13 protein-coding genes and 2 pseudogenes are annotated in these 17,389 nt (G+C 66.3%); 8 read left to right on the top strand and 7 right to left on the bottom strand.

The annotated features are described in order from the left end of the window. From OOT46_RS25380 to OOT46_RS25365, 4 genes are all read right to left on the bottom strand, one after another. Positions 1-762, bottom strand: a 762-nt coding sequence (locus OOT46_RS25380; RefSeq protein WP_265406413.1) for a hypothetical protein, incomplete at its 3' end; no start/stop codon positions are given. Positions 763-1,047: 285 nt separating this feature from the next. Continuing rightward, positions 1,048-3,897, bottom strand: a complete 2,850-nt coding sequence (locus tag OOT46_RS25375; protein WP_265406412.1) for a PAS domain-containing protein — start codon at positions 3,895-3,897, stop codon at positions 1,048-1,050. Positions 3,898-4,105: 208 nt separating this feature from the next. Then, positions 4,106-4,408: a hypothetical protein gene (locus OOT46_RS25370; RefSeq protein WP_265406411.1), complete on the bottom strand. Its 303-nt coding sequence runs from the start codon at positions 4,406-4,408 to the stop codon at positions 4,106-4,108. Between the two features lie 165 nt (positions 4,409-4,573). After that, positions 4,574-4,861 carry a serine/threonine protein kinase gene (locus OOT46_RS25365; protein ID WP_322114295.1) on the bottom strand — a complete coding sequence of 96 codons (288 nt, stop codon included), beginning with the start codon at positions 4,859-4,861 and terminating at the stop codon, positions 4,574-4,576. A gap of 419 nt (positions 4,862-5,280) precedes the next feature. On the opposite strand from OOT46_RS25365, the gene OOT46_RS25360 reads away from it, so the two are divergent. Continuing rightward, entirely contained in the window at positions 5,281-6,372 is a 1,092-nt protein-coding gene (locus OOT46_RS25360) for a GlxA family transcriptional regulator (RefSeq protein WP_265406410.1), read from the top strand. Positions 6,373-6,418: 46 nt separating this feature from the next. On the opposite strand, the gene OOT46_RS25355 is transcribed toward OOT46_RS25360, so the two are convergent. After that, positions 6,419-6,787: a hypothetical protein gene (locus OOT46_RS25355; RefSeq protein WP_265406409.1), complete on the bottom strand. Its 369-nt coding sequence runs from the start codon at positions 6,785-6,787 to the stop codon at positions 6,419-6,421. An 87-nt stretch (positions 6,788-6,874) separates the two neighbouring features. Here OOT46_RS25355 and OOT46_RS25350 point away from each other — a divergent pair, with 87 nt between their 5' ends. Further along, positions 6,875-8,134 carry an IS256 family transposase gene (locus OOT46_RS25350; protein WP_265406408.1) on the top strand — a complete coding sequence of 420 codons (1,260 nt, stop codon included), beginning with the start codon at positions 6,875-6,877 and terminating at the stop codon, positions 8,132-8,134. Here OOT46_RS25350 and OOT46_RS25345 read toward each other — a convergent pair. Then, positions 8,131-9,135 (bottom strand): calcium-binding protein, encoded by a 1,005-nt coding sequence (locus tag OOT46_RS25345; RefSeq protein ID WP_265406407.1) that lies wholly within the window; start codon positions 9,133-9,135, stop codon positions 8,131-8,133. The two genes, OOT46_RS25350 and OOT46_RS25345, sit on opposite strands and share 4 nt — an antisense overlap. Before the next feature lie 396 nt (positions 9,136-9,531). On the opposite strand from OOT46_RS25345, the gene OOT46_RS25340 reads away from it, so the two are divergent. Next, positions 9,532-11,760 (top strand): DUF6351 family protein, encoded by a 2,229-nt coding sequence (locus tag OOT46_RS25340; protein ID WP_265406406.1) that lies wholly within the window; start codon positions 9,532-9,534, stop codon positions 11,758-11,760. A gap of 126 nt (positions 11,761-11,886) precedes the next feature. Next, the gene (locus OOT46_RS25335) at positions 11,887-12,555 is read left to right on the top strand and encodes a hypothetical protein (protein ID WP_265406405.1); all 669 of its coding nucleotides are present in this window, start codon (positions 11,887-11,889) and stop codon (positions 12,553-12,555) included. A gap of 47 nt (positions 12,556-12,602) precedes the next feature. On the opposite strand, the gene OOT46_RS25330 is transcribed toward OOT46_RS25335, so the two are convergent. Then, positions 12,603-13,571: a magnesium transporter gene (locus tag OOT46_RS25330; protein WP_265406404.1), complete on the bottom strand. Its 969-nt coding sequence runs from the start codon at positions 13,569-13,571 to the stop codon at positions 12,603-12,605. 266 nt (positions 13,572-13,837) lie between these two features. On the opposite strand from OOT46_RS25330, the gene OOT46_RS25325 reads away from it, so the two are divergent. The 4 genes and pseudogenes from OOT46_RS25325 to OOT46_RS25310 all read left to right on the top strand — a co-directional run. After that, positions 13,838-15,829, top strand: a complete 1,992-nt coding sequence (locus OOT46_RS25325) for an acyl CoA:acetate/3-ketoacid CoA transferase (protein ID WP_265406403.1) — start codon at positions 13,838-13,840, stop codon at positions 15,827-15,829. Between the two features lie 402 nt (positions 15,830-16,231). Next, complete coding sequence (locus OOT46_RS25320) at positions 16,232-16,639, top strand: hypothetical protein (protein WP_265406402.1); 408 nt, start codon at positions 16,232-16,234, stop codon at positions 16,637-16,639. 242 nt (positions 16,640-16,881) lie between these two features. Then, positions 16,882-17,013: pseudogene (locus OOT46_RS31050) on the top strand (hypothetical protein); the annotation flags it as partial. Beyond that, positions 16,992-17,381, top strand: a pseudogene (locus OOT46_RS25310) (hypothetical protein); the annotation flags it as partial. The pseudogenes OOT46_RS31050 and OOT46_RS25310, both read left to right, overlap by 22 nt. Positions 17,382-17,389 lie beyond the last annotated feature (8 nt).

Below are 17,389 nucleotides of genomic sequence, written 5' to 3'. Positions count from 1 at the left end.
CCAGCCGCCGCGCGCCGCGATGGCGTGGTGTCGCTCCAGCGCGGCCATGGTGTCTCGATAGGCCGGCAGGCTGGGCGCGTAGCCTTCCACCGCGGGGCCCAGGGGGCGCGTCATGACGAGCGCCTCCAGCACGCGGGCCGGGTCGCGCTCGCGCAGCAGGCGGGTGAAATGCCAGCCGCGCTGCATGTCCTGGAGATCGGCCTTGCCGTAGTACAGGTGGTAGACCAGGCGCACGATGGCATCGCTCAGCAGCAGGTCGCGATCGGCGGCCTCCTGGGGCGAGGGAGCGGGCCGCGCCAGCAGCACGCGCAGGACCCCGGCGTGGTAGTCCTCCGGGTCCAGGCCATGGGCCCGGCTGCGCTCGATCGCGTCGGCCAGCGCCTGGCGTTGCCGCGGACAGGCCCACGCCGGCGCGAACCCGCGTCGCTCGTAGAAGGTGGACAGCAAGGCCGGGGCCGCGATCCACGCCTCGCGCACCGGGGTGGCCGGGTGCTCGCGCAATTGCGCCAGGCGTTCACGCAATGCCGCTTCGACCGTGAGCACGGGTGCGGACGGCCCGCGTGCCGCCGCTGCGTCTGTGGCGTGCAGCATTCCGCAAAGCAGCACCCAGGCCACCAGCCAGACAGGTGACAGCCAGGGGAGGGGGGAGGGACGCCCGATGCTCCTCATGCCCCGCGTGTCGTCCGCGCCGGCGTCGCTGACGAGGATCAGCGGCAGCAGCGCCATGGCGCCGCCGAGCCGGCGACCCGCGCCTTGCGGCATGCACGGCGTGAGGCGGCTGCGGGACCGGCGGCAGGGCGGGGAGGCGCTTGGAGGAAGTGGATGGAGGGCCATGAAGGGTCGCAGCAGGGAGGCGCGCCACGCCAGCTGATGACACCTTGAACGCCCGGCCGGCAACGCGATCACCCCGATATAGACGCCACCCTGACCTTTCGCCAGTGGACAAGTGCCCGACCTGACGGGATTGCGAGGCCGGCCCGCCGGGGCCACGTCCGGTGATGCAGCGGCTTGGCGGGACGGCGCTGAGTCCGCAGGGCGGGCCCTCGGTCAGGCCGAGGTGCGCGCCGCCTGGGCCGGTGCGGACAGCACACGCGCCACCAGGCCGCCGAGCTGCTCGACCGCGTTCTGCTTGTGCAGCACCTCGCGCACGCCGGCGGCGGCAGCCTCGGCACTCAGCGCATCGGTCAGGTAGCCGGTGATGATCAGCACCGGCAGACCGGGCCGGGCCTGCAGCACCTGGCGCGCCAGTTCCAGCCCCGAGAGCTGGGGCATGTTGTAGTCGGTGATTAGCAGGTCGCAGTCCTGGGGGCGCTTGAGCAGGACAGCGGCCGCCTCCAGCGGGTCGGCATGGCAGGTCACCTGGTAGCCGAGCCGCTGCAACAGCGCTTCCACCGTCAACAGCATCATGTCGTCGTCGTCCACGTAGACGACACGCTGTCCCTCTCCGTGCAGCGCGTCGAGAGCCCCCGGACCGGTGCTCGCATGGTCCTCGCCCGGGTCGCTGAGCGCCGGCAACCAGACATGAAACACGCTGCCTTGCCCGGGCGTGCTGTCGACGCCGATGGCACCGTCGTGCTGGGCCACGATGCCGTAGGCCACGGCCAGCCCCAGGCCGGTGCCCTGGCCGGTGGCTCGCGTCGTGAAAAACGGCTCGAAGACGCGGCTGCGGGTTTCCTCGTCCATGCCGCCGTCGTTGTCCTCGACCCACAAGTGGGCGTGGCAGCCCGGCGCCACGACACCCAGACGCGTCAGGTCTTCCTGCTTCAGCGTGGTGCCCTCCAGCCCGACGACGATGCGCCCGCCGCCCGGCTGCAGCGCCTGCACGGCGTTGTTGCAGAGGTTCAGCACCACCTGCTGGAGCTGGTTCGCGTCGAGCACCGCGTACAGGGGGGCCGGCGTCAGTTGTGCGACCAGTTCGACGTTCGAGGGCAGGGTGGGGCGCAGCAGTTCCAGGGTGTCCTGGATCACCGGGACCACCGCCTGCTGCACCCGCTGCTGCGCCTGGCGGCGTCCGAAGGCCAGGATGTGCTGCACCAGCGAGCGTGCCCGCACGCTGGAACTGCGGATCAGCGACAGGTGCTGCAAGGCCGGATGACCAGCGGCCAGGCTGCCTTGCGCCAGCTCCAGATTGCCGAGGATGGCGCCGAGGATGTTGTTGAAGTCGTGCGCGATGCCTCCGGCCAGGGTACCGATCGACTCCATCTTCTGGGCCTGGCGCAGCCTGTCCTCCAAGGCCCGCCGTTCGGCCTCGGCGCGCTTGCGGTTGCCGATGTCACGGCCCACCGAGACGAAGTGGGTGCAGCGGCCCTCGCTGTCGAAGAGCGGCGAAATCTCCAACTCGACCCAGAACTCCTGGCCGGATTTCGTGTAGTTCAGCAGTTCCGCCCTGACATGACGGCGCTCGCTCAGGGCGGTGTGGATGCGGTCCAGCTCGCTGCGCAGCGTGCCGGGCCCCTGCAGGAGGCGCGGGCTGCGGCCCCGCACCTCCTGCAGAGTCCAGCCGCACAGCCGCTCGAAGGCCGGATTCACGTACAGGAAGCGCGGACCGGGGCTTTCGAGCGCCGCGTCGGTGATCATCACCACATCATTCACATTGGCGATGCTGCTGTGGAGCAGGTGCAACTGCTCCGTCCTGGCGTGCCGCTCGCCGACGTCGCGAAAATAGACCGACAGACCGTCCTCACAGGGGAAGGCGCGGGACTCGAACCAGGTCTTGAGAGGCGGGTAGTAGGCCTCGAAGACCACCGGGCGGCCCTCCTCCATGGCGCGCCGCGGGTTGTCCTCGAACGGCGTGCCGAGAACTTCGGGAAACACGTTCCAGACGACCCGCCCCAGGCAATCCTCGCGGGGCCGCTGCAGCAGTCGCTCGCACTGCCTGTTGACGACCACCAGGCGCCACTGTCGATCGATCGCCATGAAAGCGTCGGTGATGCTCTCCAGGGTGGCGGACAGGCGATTGGCGAGTCGCTCCAAGGCCTGCTCGGCCTGCTTTTTCTCCGAGATGTCCTGGACCGCGCCGCGCACGCCGACGATGGCGCCCGCGTCGTTCCGAACCGCCTCTGCCATGATGCGGACCCAGCGGTTGTCGCCGCTGCCGGCGCTGAGTTCGGTCTCAAGATCGCAGGGCGTGCCGTGCTCACTGCAGGCTTGGAACGCGTCGAGGACCAGGCGCCGCGACGGCGGCGGGTAGAGGGGCCAGACATCGTCCAGGCGCGACGTGCACCCGGGCGGCCTGCCGTGGATGGCGAGGGCCTGGCCCGAGCAGGTCACGTGGCCGGTCGCCAGGTCGATCTCCCAGCCACCCAGATGCGCCACCCGGCCGGCGATCGCCAGCAGCGCTTCGCTGTGCTCCTGCTGATGGCGTGCCGCCTGCAGCTTCAACCGGGTCTGACGTCGCAGTTCCAACTGCACCATGACCTGCTGGGCCAGGGTTTCCAAGGCGGTCTGCTGCGTGGCTGTGAGGCGCCGGGGCACGTGGTCGATCACCGAGAGCGTGCCGAGCGCGTCCCCCGAGGGCGATACCAGAGGCACGCCGGTGTAGAAGCGAACGTGGGGCGGTCCGAGGACGAGCGGGTTGTCGTGGAAGCGTGGGTGCTGCCGGGCATCTTCGACGACCAGGGGGCGGCCATACTCGACGGTGGCAGCACAGAAAGCGATGGACCGGCTGGTCTCGCGCATCGTGGCGTCCAGCCCCACAACGGCCTTGAACCACTGACGGCGTTCGTCCACCAGGGTCACCAGGGCCGCCGGGGTTTCGCAGACATAGGCGGCGAGTTGCGCCAGACGGTCGAAGTCGGGCTCGGGCGGCGTGTCGAGGACCTGGTAGGACCTGAGCGCCCGCAGCCGTCGAGCTTCGGCCTCGACATTCGCATCGGTGGGTCGCTGGTGGGACTCCATGGCTGGCGCGGCGTGTAGCCGTCGGATTCCTGACGCCAGTGTGCCAACCGAGGCGTAAAAGCGCTGACCACCGGGGCAATCTGAGCAGGAAACTGGAAATCTTCGATGTGCACCATTCCATGAGCACCGTTTGGCAAGACAAATCGAGAATGTGCGTTATGTCAACTCAAAGATACTTGATTGGCAACCTGACTCGCTCACCTACCGTTCAGCGAAGTAAAAGTGTGCGATTCCCTGAGAGCCGTGGGTGGCATGTGTGCAGCATCCACCGCGACACGAAGGCCTGTTTCATCTGCCAGGTGAAGTCGAGGTGATGTTTGGCTTCTGGTCGTCGCGCGCCGAGCCGTACTGCGCTCGATCTTTGGTGCAGTCCTAACCGCCCCACCCTGTTGCACCAGCTTCCCTGTCGAGCCCGTACCGGCAGCCGCTCCAGATGGCGGAAAACGTCATCCGAAAACTGCTCGGCCGACGGATAGCGCTTGACCGGGTCCTTGCGCAGCGCCATCAGCACTACGGCGTCGAGGTCTCCTTGTAGTCGCCCGCGATCGTCAACAGACGTTGTCGCCGCTCGACTCGGCGGTCGTGGTTTGCCGTCGCAAATGGCGTTGCCGAGCTCGTACTCGCTATGAGGGGACACCCTGAAATACCGTGACGTGCCGGTCAGGAGACGGTACAGCTACGGATCGCCTGCGATCCGTTTCGCGATACCGAAGTCGAGCAGCTTCACGGTGCCTTCGGTACTCACCAGAATGTTGCTGGGTTTGAGGTCGCGGTGAACCACTCCCATCCGATGTGCATAGTGCACCACTTGGCAGACGGTACCGAACAGCCGCAGCCGTTGATCGATAGACAGCTTGCGGCGTTCGGCGTACACGTCGATGGGCTCACCATCGACCAACTCCATCACAAAATACGGACGACCGCCTTCTGTCACGCCGTCGTCGAAGACCTTGCTGTCGCGCATCAGCTTGATCGCGGCGCCTGGCTTCGAAGAGAGGTGGCCCCCTGTGGACTCTGCTTCACCGTGCCCTGGTGGGTACACCTTGCGCCCGGTATCGGGGAGAGAGCGACCTGCGTCGTTTCAGTTGCTGAGCAGCCACCGTTGGTTGTCCCCCCCATGGCAGACCCACAGCTGCACCTTGGCACCGTTGGCCCCGATCTGGTCGAGGGCGCCATCCAAGCACTGATTGCCGTCGGCATTCAAGGCAAGAGTAAGCGCCGGGGCATGCGGATACGTTAGAGGCGTCGCACTCCGCTGTCGCGGCGCGTTTCGACAAGTTTGAAGCGATTTCGGACATCAGGCCGTTGCGTTTCCCCCTACCTCTAGGTCTTCCGTGCGACTCACACCGGAGGTACTCTGGGTACGTTTCAGGAAACGACCGCATGGCGACGCATCAACAGTTTCCGCGGGGTGCCGGTGGCGAATCGGCTCACGGCGCCACGCGCGGCTGCCGACTCGTGGCGTCAGCCGGCGCAATTGCCGGCTGCATCGACGTCCTGTTCGTCATCGCGCCGGACTCGATACTGCTCGACATAGCCGGGCCCGCGGAAGCGTTCCGCCTCGCCAACTTGCATCGCGCAAGACGCGGGCTGCCGCCGCGGTACCAGCTGCGCTTCAGCGGGCCGATGCCGAGCTTGACGACCTCGGTGCCGCTCGCGCTCGCTGGGCTCGAGACGTTGCCACCACGCCTAACGTCGTCGACTTGGGTGATTCTCGTCGGCCAACCGGCGGTGTATGCGAGTCAGCCGACGCCGGCAATCGCCGCCATCGCGCAGTGGCTCAACCGGACCTTTGATGCATCGCTACATCCAGGGAACACACCGGACCGCCTGATCACGATCTGCTCCGGCGCTTTGCTGGCCGCCCGTGCCGGCTTGATTGCAGAGCGCCGCTGCACCACGCACCATGAACTGCTTGGCACGCTTCGTGCGCTGGCGCCGCGGGCGCAGGTGGTGGGCAATCGAGTTTTCGTGGTCGACGGGCTGCTCGCGTCGAGTGCCGGCATCACCGCTGGCATCGACCTAGCCTTGCACCTGATTGCCGGCGATTGCGGAGACGCGTTGGCCGCTGCCGTTTCGCAGGACATGGTGGTTTACCTCAGGCGCTCGCCTGCTGACCCCGAGATGTCGCCATTTCTAGTCCATCGCCGACACCAGCACGCCGCAGTGCACCGGGTACAGGATGCCATCAGCGCCGAGCCGCAACGCGACTGGAACATGGCTGCCCTTGCCGAGGTGGGACACGTGACCGAACGACACCTGTTGCGCCTGTTCCTAAACCACGCGGGCGTGTCCCCGCTGCACTATTTGCAGGTAATCCGGCTCGAGCGGGCGCGACAGTGGCTCGAGCATGGCGCAAGCATCACGCGAGCCGCAGAGGTAGCCGGCTTCTGTTCGACCCTCAGTCTGCGTCGCGCGTGGGGCCGGAAGTGGGGCGGGTCGCCACGCGACGCGAGGCGCGCGGATCGACCCTAGTCTTTTCGGTGTGAGCAAATAGAGTTATCAAATGGGCGCCTCGGACTCAGCTGCCGTAGACGAAGTCGCTCACCATCAGTGCCGGCGCCACCGCCGCCTGCACGTTGCCCAGCAGTTGCGCGTCGCCGCCCGCCGCGGTCGTGGGGTTGTACCAGATCTCGCCCGTGGTGGTGTTGACGTAGATGCCGCTGGTCGCTCCCGCGGCCACCCCGGTCAGGCCCGCTCCCTTGAAGAAGGAGCCGGCGGCCAGCGGGTTGCCGTTGCTCGGTCCGCCAAGGAAAGTGAGCCCAAGGACGCCAGGTCTGAGCTCGTTGGGAAGACCGCCGTCCAGCGCATTGGTCAAGACGAAGGTGTCGTCGATGACATTGAAGTCGCGGAAGGTGTCGGCATTGCCCGCACCCCTGTACGACAGCATGAAACGATCCGCTCCATTGCCGCCCTGCACCGGGGAGCCTGTCAGGATTTTTGTGTTTGAGGCATAGCATGTCGAACAGGAGCATGTATGCCAAGCAAAAGGAAGCCGGCTGCGGCCGGGCAGGCGGCGCTGCCGTCTATTCCCAAGGAATTGATTGACCAGTTCGTGAAGGGCCCGATGAGTGCGGAGGCGGTCCAAGCCGCATCGATGGCGTTCAAGAAGGCCCTGATCGAGCGCGCCTTGGGCGCTGAGCTGTCGCACCACCTGGGCTACCCGCCCGGGGCGAGCAAACCGGAAGAGGCGGGCAACCACCGCAACGGCACCAGCGGCAAGACCGTGCTGACCGAAGACGGACCGCTGCGCGTGGAGGTGCCGCGTGACCGGGAAGGCAGCTTCGAGCCGGTGCTCATTCCCAAGCACGAACGGCGCTTCACCGGCTTCGACGACAAGATCGTGGCGATGTACGCGCGCGGCATGACGGTGCGCGAGATCCAGGCTTTCCTGGCCGAGCAGTACGGCACCGAGGTGTCGCCGGAGTTCATCAGCTCGGTGACCGACGCGGTGATGTCGGAGGTGACGGCCTGGCAGAGTCGCCCGCTGGAGCCGATGTACCCGGTGGTGTTCTTCGACGCGCTGCGGGTGAAAATCCGCGAAGACGCGGTGGTGCGCAACAAGGCCGTGTACCTGGCGCTGGGCGTGCTGCCGGACGGCACGCGCGACATCCTGGGGCTGTGGATCGAGGGCACCGAGGGCGCCAAGTTCTGGCTCAAGGTCTTCAACGACCTGAAGACGCGTGGGGTGGGCGACATCCTGATTGCCGTCACCGACGGCCTGAAGGGCCTGCCCGAGGCTTTGGCGGCGGTGTTTCCCGGCACCACGCTGCAGACTTGCATCGTGCACTTGATCCGCAACAGCCTGGACTTCGCCAGCTGGAAGGACCGCAAAGCGCTGGCCGCGGCACTCAAGCCGATTTACACGGCCGCCAGCGCCGAGGCCGCAGCGGCCGAACTGGATGCTTTTGAGGCGGGGCCTTGGGGTACGAAGTTCCCCACGGTCGTGGCCGCTTGGCGACGCAGTTGGGATCGGGTGATTCCGTTCTTTGCGTTCGCGCCGGCGGTGAGACGGGTGATTTACACAACGAACGCCATAGAGAGCATCCACGCCCAGTTGCGTAAGATCATCAAGACACGCGGGCACTTCCCCAGTGACGATGCGGCCACCAAGCTGCTTTGGCTGGCGCTGCGCAACATCACGGCCGACTGGGGCCGTGCGGCCAAGGAATGGCGCGAAGCGATGAATCAGTTTGCGATCGCCTACGGCGACCGCTTCATAAAGACCGCCGTTTAGCGGCTGGACTTCAGAGCCTCACACACAAAAAATCGGACAGGCCCCTGCACCGTGTCGTTGCCCACGGCACCGTCCAATCTGTCCGCGCCGTCGTCGCCATTCAAGACATCGTTGCCCGAGTCGCCGAAGATCGAGTCGTCACCGTTGCCTCCGACCAGCGTGTCGTCGCCTTTGCCTCCGCCGATGCCGTCGTTGCCGCCCTCGCCGCCCAACCAGTCGTTGCCATCGCCTCCGTCCAATCTGTCATTGCCATCACCTCCCGCCAAGGTGTTGTTGGCGTTATTGCCGATCATGAAATTGTCCATGGCGTTGCCAAAGCCTTTAATCGCTGGACCCGCGGTGTCGAGCAACAGGTTCTCGACGTTATTTCCCAGTGTGTAGCTGAGCACGCGGGAGACCACCCTGTCGACGCCCTGGTTCGGGTCCTCCACCACCCGGTTCTCAACGGAGTTGACGCAGTACACGTCGTTGCCCGGGCCGCCGATCATGATGTCATCGCCGTCCGACCAGTTCGCGTTCAACAGGTCGTCCCCGTCGAGGCCGAAAATCTCGTCGTAGGTCGCTGTCCCGGGGAGTACATCAGCGTGCAGTGTCCCAGTGATAATCGCCATGCTGATCTCCTTCAAAAGTTGAAGGCAGGTGGTCGGAACCATCCCTGACCGTTCGGGGATGTAGACGGGGACGAACAGCGTCGGTGCCACTTGCTGTGCGGCGTATGGGCTTGGTAGGTTGAACGTGAAGCTGCACGTCCCCCCGTTGCCACCGTGCAGATTGATCATCTGCAGCGTGTTGCGGCAGCTCCACTGCACCGAAGAACTGATCGCGGATGTCGAGGGGGGCGTGGTTCCGGTGCCTGCTACCGGCGTGGTGTTCGGCACGTCGAGGACGTTGTCGCCGGGTGTGCGCTCGTAGTCAACCCCCGAGCGTCTACGGCGGATGCGGAGGTTGCCACAACTGGCCTGGCCTGGCTTGGCGAAAAGAGGCTGATTGCCAGCCGCCACGGTGGCGGCTCACTGCTCAAAGCAGCGCCAGACCGTAGAAGGAGCAGTACGGAGGCGGGTTCCGCCATGGCGCTTCACAGGGCCGACAACTCCGTCCCCTTCCGTTTCTCCGAGCATAGGCGACGTCCGGCGCCCTTGCCAGGTGATGTGCTCGAGCTGCGCGTCCGTCCTTCGTTTCGGTTGAACGGCACCACCAGCGCCGCGTTCAGCTGCACTGCGTCCCTGACCCTCCCGTGGCTCCTTGACGCCATGTCGCGTATGAACGATGTTGTCGAAGGCCGCATCGCACAGCAAGCGAAAGGCAGGCGCGGTTCACCTCCGCCACGGCGACATGACCTCGGCAGGCTGCGGCTTGGCCTTTGCGATGATGCCGTGTGGGACTGACAGGGAGATCTGATGGAAGGTTCCGACGTCACGAGATCCCGACGCTCGGCTTCAGCACTGGCAGCGAGCTGCTCATGGATCAGCTTGGCGGCCGTCCTGCTTTTGTCATTCGTCTGCAGCAGTGCCGTTGCGGCACCGGTGCAACAGCAACCTGGCGCGGTGGCCATCGAGGCCGCGGTTCTGTCCGGCCGGCCCGACATGGTCAGCGGCGGCAGCACCTTGGTCGGTGTGACGCTGCCGTTCGGCGTGCCGGCCGAGTCCCTGCGGTTCACGGTCGATGGCAAGCCCGCCAATGCCCGCGTGGTGCAACGCATGGGTCGGCGTGTCCAGGCCTTGATCTCCGGGCTGTCCGTCGGCGAGCACCACTTGCAAGTCGCGGGATCGAACGCATCTCCTGCCGCACAGCTGGCCATCCGCAACCATCCCCGCTCGGGACCGATCTTCTCCGGCCCTCACCTGTCTCCCTTCGAATGTAGAACCGAGGAGTCGGGCCTGGGGCCGCCCTTGGACCGCCATTGCTCGGCGCAGACGCGCTACGACTGGTTCTATTTCACGCGCAGCGGGGAGCGCCGGTCCCTCCCGGACCCGACCGGACCGCGCCCCGCGGACCTCGCCCACACCACCACGCTCGACGGGCGCACCGTGCCCTTCATCGTCCGGGTGGAATCGGGGACGATCAACCGGTCGATCTACCGCATCGGCGTGCTGGACGATCCGGCGCAGCAGGCCCTGCCGAGCGCGACCGGTTGGAACCAGCGCGTGGTCCTGCGCTTCTATCCTTCGGCCGGGGTTCAATACAACCAGGGCATCAACCGGCTCGACCAGGTCTTTCGGACCAGCGAGGAGGAGACGCAGAGCGTGACCGCGCTGGGACGCGGCTTCGCCTATGTCTTGTCCACGCTCAACATCAACAAGGTCAACGTCAACGATCCACTCGCGGCCGAGACGGCGATGATGCTGCGTGAGCACATCGCCAAGTCCTACGGCGTACCGCGCTGGATGGTGGGCATGGGCAGCTCGGGCGCGGCGATTCAGCAGCTGTTGATCGCACAGAACTACCCCGGCATCCTGGACGGGGTGATGCCTGACCTGAGCTACCCCGACGTCTTCAGCACCGCCATGGCCGCGACCGACTGCCGGCTGCTGCTCCGGTATTTCACCGCGCACCCCGCCACCGACGCGACCCGCCGCGCCTTCGAAGGCCACTTCAAGGGCACCTGCGAGGAGTGGAGTGACCACCTCGCCGGAGCGATTGACGCGACCGATGGCGGTGTTGACCCGCCCTGCGGGCTCACCGACCGCCGCCAGGTCTACCACCCAGTGACCAACCCGCAAGGGGTACGCTGCTCGATCTACGACGTCAACGCGGCTTCGTTGGGACGCGACCCGGACACCGGCTTTGCTCGACGTGCCCTGGACAACCTTGGCGTTCAGTATGGTCTTGCCGGCTTGCGTGCGGGCGACCTCACGGTCGAGCAGTTTCTTGATCTGAACGAGAAGATCGGCGGCTTCGACCAGGACGGTCGGCCGGCGCCGGGGCGCACTGTCGCTGACTCCGCCGCCCTTACGCGGTCCTACGCGCTGGGACGCGTGGGCACCGGCAGCGGCGGTTTGGCAACCACACCGATCTTTCATTTAAGGCCTTATGCCGAGCCGCTGGGCGACATTCACTCCGGGTACAACGACATCAAGCTGAGACAGCAGCTGTTGCGAGCGAACAGACGATTTGACAACCAGGTGATTTGGGTGGTGCCGGATCCGGACCTGGCTCCCTGGCTTGGGCTCCATCCCGCCGAGCAGCAGGCCCTGGCCAGGCTGTCTCGCGAGGTGGTGACCATGCGCCTGGACCTGATGACCGCCTGGCTCGACGCCCTCACCCGCGACGGTACCCCGGCCACAGCGGACAAGGTCGCCCGGGTTAAGCCGGGCGACGCGCTGGACAGCTGCTGGAGCCCCGTCGATCGGGTGCGCCATCGTGAACCTGCGACCCTCTTCGGCCCCGGCGTGTGCAACCAGCTCTACCCCAAGACGCCCTCGCCACGCATGGTGGCAGGTGGGCCGGTGACGGACGATATCCTCAAGTGCCAACTCAAGCCGATCGATTTCGCCGACTATGCGCCCGCCGTGTTCACACCGGCACAGAGGGACCGCTTGGCCGTGGTGTTCCCGGAGGGCGTGTGCGACTACAGCCGGCCAGGGGTTGGGCAGGTGGAGCGAACCCGAACCTGGGTTCGCTACTGACGCCCTGGATACCGCCGGCCTGCAGGCTCTGCGGCGAATCCCAAGGGCCAGCGGTGGTCCATAGCCAGGTGCTGCCGCTACTCATGGGCACCGAAGGTGTGACAACGCCAGACGAGGGAGAAGTGGGTGGACTCAACCGGCTTCAACTATGTGCTCACCCAGTTTGGCATTGCGGGGGTCTTGCTGGTCGTGCTGGTCTTGGCTCTCTACCAGCTCGGTTCCGACTTGGCGAAGCTGCGGACAGACCTGCAACAACAGGTTGCGCGGGATCTGCTGAACAAGCGCTTTGATGCATACGGCCGGCTGTGGTCGACGCTGAAGCCGCTCGCCATCTATTCCGATGAAGTGCTTTCTCCGCCCAAGGTGCAGCACTTGGCCGAGGCGCTGACTCATTGGTACTTCTCTGCCGACGGCGGGATGTTCCTGACGACGAACGCACGGGAGTTCTACTTCGCATTGCAAGAGACGCTGCAAGCCGCCGCCGATTTGAAGGGGTGGAAATGCATCCGGCGACCCGAAGACGTGGAACGCAGATTCAGGGACTTCCTGGGTTCCATCCCCATGCCGCAGGGGTTCTCGCTGAATCGCCTCGCGCATCCCGAGACGCTGGACGCAACCCAATGGCGGCAAGTTTGCAAGGCCGTCGCTGTGGCAATGAGAGCGCTTCCTAGCACAGGCGGTTCGGACGTGAACGACACCGTCTTCGCCACGGTTCAGCAGGTTTCCAGCGTGCTGCGGACCGTTCTGGCCCACGAGCTGCACACGCGGCTCGAACTTCGCGTACCTCCGCTTTGAGGCGCGCCCAGTCCTTAGGGTCGAACCAGGAGCTCCTTGCGCGATGCCTAGAACACGACGATCGACAACGAGCCAAAATAGATCAACAGGGTGAGCACGTCCTGCACGATGGTCGCTAACGGTCCGCTGCCATAGGCCGGGTCGGAGCCAACCCGGCTCAGCAGCCAGGGCAACATCAGACCCAGGACCGCCGCCACGATGCTTGCGCTGGCCAGTGAGCTCGCCACGGCGAGCGCCAGGCGCAGTTCGCCGAACGCGAGCCACACCATCGGAAATGTGATGGCCGCCAGCACCAGGCCGATCAGCAGGCCGGTGCGCCATTCGCCGAGGATCAGGCCGCGCAAGCTCAGGCGGCTCAGCGACAAGCCGCGCACGGCGATGGCCTCGCTTTGCGTGCCGATTGCATCGGCCAGGTAGACCAGCGCCGGCACGAAGAAGGCGATCGTCGGCTTGGCGGCCAGCGCGGCTTCGAAGCGGGAGACCACGAAGGTGGCCAGCATGCTGCCGGCCAGCCCGACCAGCAGCCAGGGCAGGCGGTGGCGCAGCCGCCGCATGGGGGGCGCCTCCAGCGCCCGGCGGGCCTGCTGGGCTTCGCGCCCAATGCCTGCCAGGTGGTGAATGTCCTCTACGTGCTCGCTCCTCAGGATGTCCATCAGCGTGGTCGGACCGACGACGCCGACGAGGCGGCCGGTTTCGTCAACCACCGGCATCGCGGCCACCCGGTGATGCAGGGCGAGCGAAGCCATGTGTTCCTGATCAGTGCCAGGCGCGATGCAAGGCAGGTCGCGGCGCGCCACGTCGGCGAGCCGGGTCTCGTCGGGCAGTGCCAACAGCGCCGACGGTGTCAGCGTGCCCAGCAAGCGGCGCCGTTCGTCCACCACGCAGAGCAGGTCCCAATCGCTACGGCCCTGCCGCCGGGCCTCGGCGCGAACCTCGGCGGCCGACTCGCCGGGGTGGGCCAGCAAAGCATGCGGTCCGATATGGCGTGCCGAAGTTCGGTGCGTCGCGCGCTTCATCTGGGTGTCAGCTGCTTCAGTCCTCGGTGTGGCAAGAGTATCGCGCCGTGGTCGGGCGCCTCAGGATAGGGTCGTGCTTGGCCATTGTAGGAAGCAGGGGAACAGGCGCGTTGCGCTTCGTCAACACTGGGGGCGATGACCGCGCGCCGATGAAGTGAGATATCTCAAGCCTGCATATCGGCGACAGGTCAACAATGACCCGGCTCGCTCAGCAGGTCACACCCGCATAGCAAGCGGTCGCGAAGCTGAACCGCCAGGAGGTGTCCATGTTCGATCATCACCACAGCAGGGCCCATGAGCGCATTGCGGCGTTCAAGGGCGGCGTGCAAGGCAAGGTCGTCAGTGCCGCCGAGGCCGTGCAATTGATTGCGGACGGCGACACCATCGCCACCAGCGGTTTTGTCGGCATCGGCTTTGCCGAGAACCTCGCGGTGGCACTGGAGCAGCGCTTCCTGACCACGGCAACGCCGCGCGACCTGACGCTTGTTTACGCGGCTGGTCAAGGCGATGGCAAGGAGCGTGGCCTCAACCACCTGGCCCACGAAGGCCTGCTGGCGCGCGTGATCGGTGGTCACTGGGGGCTGGTGCCCGGACTGCAGAAACTGGCAGTGGCCGGCTGCATCGAGGCCTGGAACCTGCCGCAAGGGGTGATCTCGCACCTGTTCCGGGACATCGCCGCGGGCAAGCCCGGCCACCTCTCGCGGGTCGGGCTGGATACTTTCGTCGACCCGCGACACGGTGGCGGCCGCATCAACGCGCGCACGCCCGACGCCCTGGTGCGCCGCCTCGAGATGGATGGCGAGGAGTTCCTGTTCTACAAGGCCTTCCCCATCGACGTGGCCTTCCTGCGCGGCACGACGGCCGCGCTCGAAGGCAACATCACGATGGAGCGCGAAGCGCTCACGCTCGAATCGCTGGCGATCGCGATGGCCACGCACAACAGCGGCGGCATCGTGATCGTGCAGGTGGAGCGGCTGGCCGAAGCCGGCTCGCTCCATCCGCGCCAGGTCAAGATCCCCGGCGTGCTGGTCGACTGCGTGGTCGTGGCCGAGAAGCCCGAGTACCATCCGCAGACCTTCGCGCAGGCCTACAACCCCGCCTACGCCGGCGAAATCCGGGAGCCGGCCAGGAACATCGCCCCCATGCCAATGAGCCCACGCAAGGTCATCGCACGCCGAGCCGCGCTGGAGCTGCGGCCCAACAGCGTCGTGAATCTGGGGATCGGCATGCCAGAGGGCGTGGCCGCCGTCGCGGCAGAAGAACGGGTGATCGACCTGCTCACCCTCACCGCGGAACCCGGCGTGATCGGCGGCATCCCGGCCGGCGGCCTCAACTTCGGCGCCGCTGTCAACACGCAGGCCGTCATCGATCAGCCCTACCAGTTCGACTTCTACGACGGCGGCGGCCTGGACATCGCTGTCCTCGGCCTCGCGCAGGCCGATGCCGAGGGCAATCTCAACGTCAGCCGGTTCGGCGAGCACCTGGCCGGCGCCGGCGGCTTCATCAACATCAGCCAGAACGCCAAGAAGGTCGTGTTCGTCGGCACCTTCACGGTGGACGACGTCGGTCTGCGCGTCGCCGACGGCCGCCTTCAGCTACAGGGCCACACGGGTGATGCGAAGTTTCTGGGGCAGGTCGAGCATCGAACTTTTTCAGGGAAAGAGGCGCTGCGGCGAGGCCAGCCGGTGCTCTACATCACCGAGCGCTGCGTCTTCCGCCTGCACGAGCGGGGGCTCGAGTTGATCGAAGTGGCACCGGGCCTCGATATCGAGCGGGACATCCTCGCTCAGATGCGCTTCAAGCCGGTGATCGAGCGCGATCCCACGCCAATGGACCCGGCGCTGTTCCTCGAACGGTCGATGGGCCTGCGGGCCCGGCTGCTGTTCCTGCCCCTGCCGGACCGCTTGAGCTACGACGCTCAGCAACAGACCTTGTTCGTCAACTTCGAACGCCTGGCCATCCACACCCCACAGGATGTAGAGGCCGTCCGCCGCGAGCTGGAGGCCCGCCTCGAGCCACTGGGACACAAGGTGTTCGGCGTGATCAACTACGACCACTTCTACATCGATCCGCAGCTCGAGGACGCTTGGGCAGAGATGTCGCGGGAATTGGTGGACCGCTACTACCTCAACGTCACCCGCTACAGCACCGGCGTCTTCCTGCGCGCCAAGCTGGGCCCGGCGCTGGCTGCACGCGGTGTGGCGCCGCACATCTACGAGACGGCGGAGGAGGCACGAGCGCATCTGTGCGACCGGTGAGGTCGCTCGCGGGCGCTTGCCTGCTGCGCGACTGCGCTGCTGGTCGAGCCCGTGCGCGGCGCTGAAACCCTCCAGATGGCCGATGACCGAGCCTCGGCCGTCCAGCTCCAGTGCTCCCCCGGTCACGGGCAGAGCCCCCCTGCCCTGCAGTCGCCGGGCGAGGAAGCTGCCTTGCCGGATCACCGTGTCGCCGTGGCCGATCAGGATGTCGGTCTCGACACTGAGGGGCAACCCTGCGGAAACGGGTCGAGCGCGGCGCCCTTCGGTTCATCACGGACGAAGGGAGCAGGCGCAGCCGGCTGCCGCTATGGCGGCCAGCGAGTGCGGCGCCGCGGTTGACACACATCAAACCGACATCGACCGGGCAGCGGGATGCTTGAGGCTCTTCCCTTGGAGATGTGTATGAAAACCGTTCTTCTTCTCACCGTCGCCTGCGTGGCGCTGGTCGGCTGCGCCTCGTCCGAGCACCGGTCCACCGGCGAGGCGCACGCGGCGCACCACCCCAGCAGGACTGCCGCGCCGGCGCTGGCCGTGTCGCCCGCCGCGGCCGACCAGCAGATGAAGATGATGCAGGAGATGCATCAGAAGATGAGAGCCGCCAAGACGCCCGAGGAACGTCAAGCCCTGATGGCTGAGCACATGAAAGCCATGCAAGCCGGCATGTCGATGATGTGCGAAATGGGCCAGGACGGCATGGGCTCGCCCCGCATCGTCGGCACCGAGGACAAGATGAAGCGATGCATGGACATGAAGGACATGACCATGAAGATGATGATGGACCGAGAGGCGCCGAATGCGCCCACCCGGTAAGGAGTTCGTCATGGACGGCCACGACACGGCGGCGGCGAGTCGCAGGGCTGGCCAAGGAGCATTCCAGGCCTGCTCCCGGCCGAATTCCGCGGCATGGAGGGTGCCGCGGCGATCTACTCAAAAGCCGCAGCGGTGATCACGGTGCTCGTGCTGCTCGGCCAGATGCTGGAGTTTCGCGCCCGCGAAAAACCTCAGGGGCCATCCGGGCGCTGCTCAACTTGGCGCCCAAGACGGCGGTATAGGTGCGGGCCGACGGCGGCGACGAAACGGAGCAGATCGACGCCATCGTGGTCGGCGATCTGCTCCGGGTACGCCCGGTAGAAAAGGTGCCCGTAGACGGCGAGTTGGTGGAAGGCAAGGGAACCGTCGACGAGTCGATGGTGACCGGCGAACCGATGCAGGTGGCAAAGGCCCCTGGCTCCCAGGTCACGCGTGTGTCGGTATCGCGATGGGCACCGGCACGGACGTGGCCATGGAGAGTTCCGGCGTGACCCTGTTGAAGGGCGACCTGACGGGCATCGTCCGGGCCCGAAGGCTGTCGCGCGCCACCATGCGCAACATCCGGGAGAACCTGTTCCTGTCCTTCGCCTACAACGTCGCGGGCATTCCACTCGCGGCAGGCGTGCTGTACCCGTTTTCCGGGCTGCTGCTGTCGCCGGTGGTCGCGGCCGCCGCGATGGCGCTGTCTTCGGTCAGCGTGATCGGCAACGCGCTGCGCTTGAGAGCCGCCAGCGTGGACTGACTGTCCGG

The organism is Aquabacterium sp. A7-Y (assembly GCF_026153205.1).
Classification (GTDB): Bacteria; Pseudomonadota; Gammaproteobacteria; order Burkholderiales; family Burkholderiaceae_C; genus Caldimonas.
This window is presented reverse-complemented; position numbering and strand designations above follow the sequence as displayed.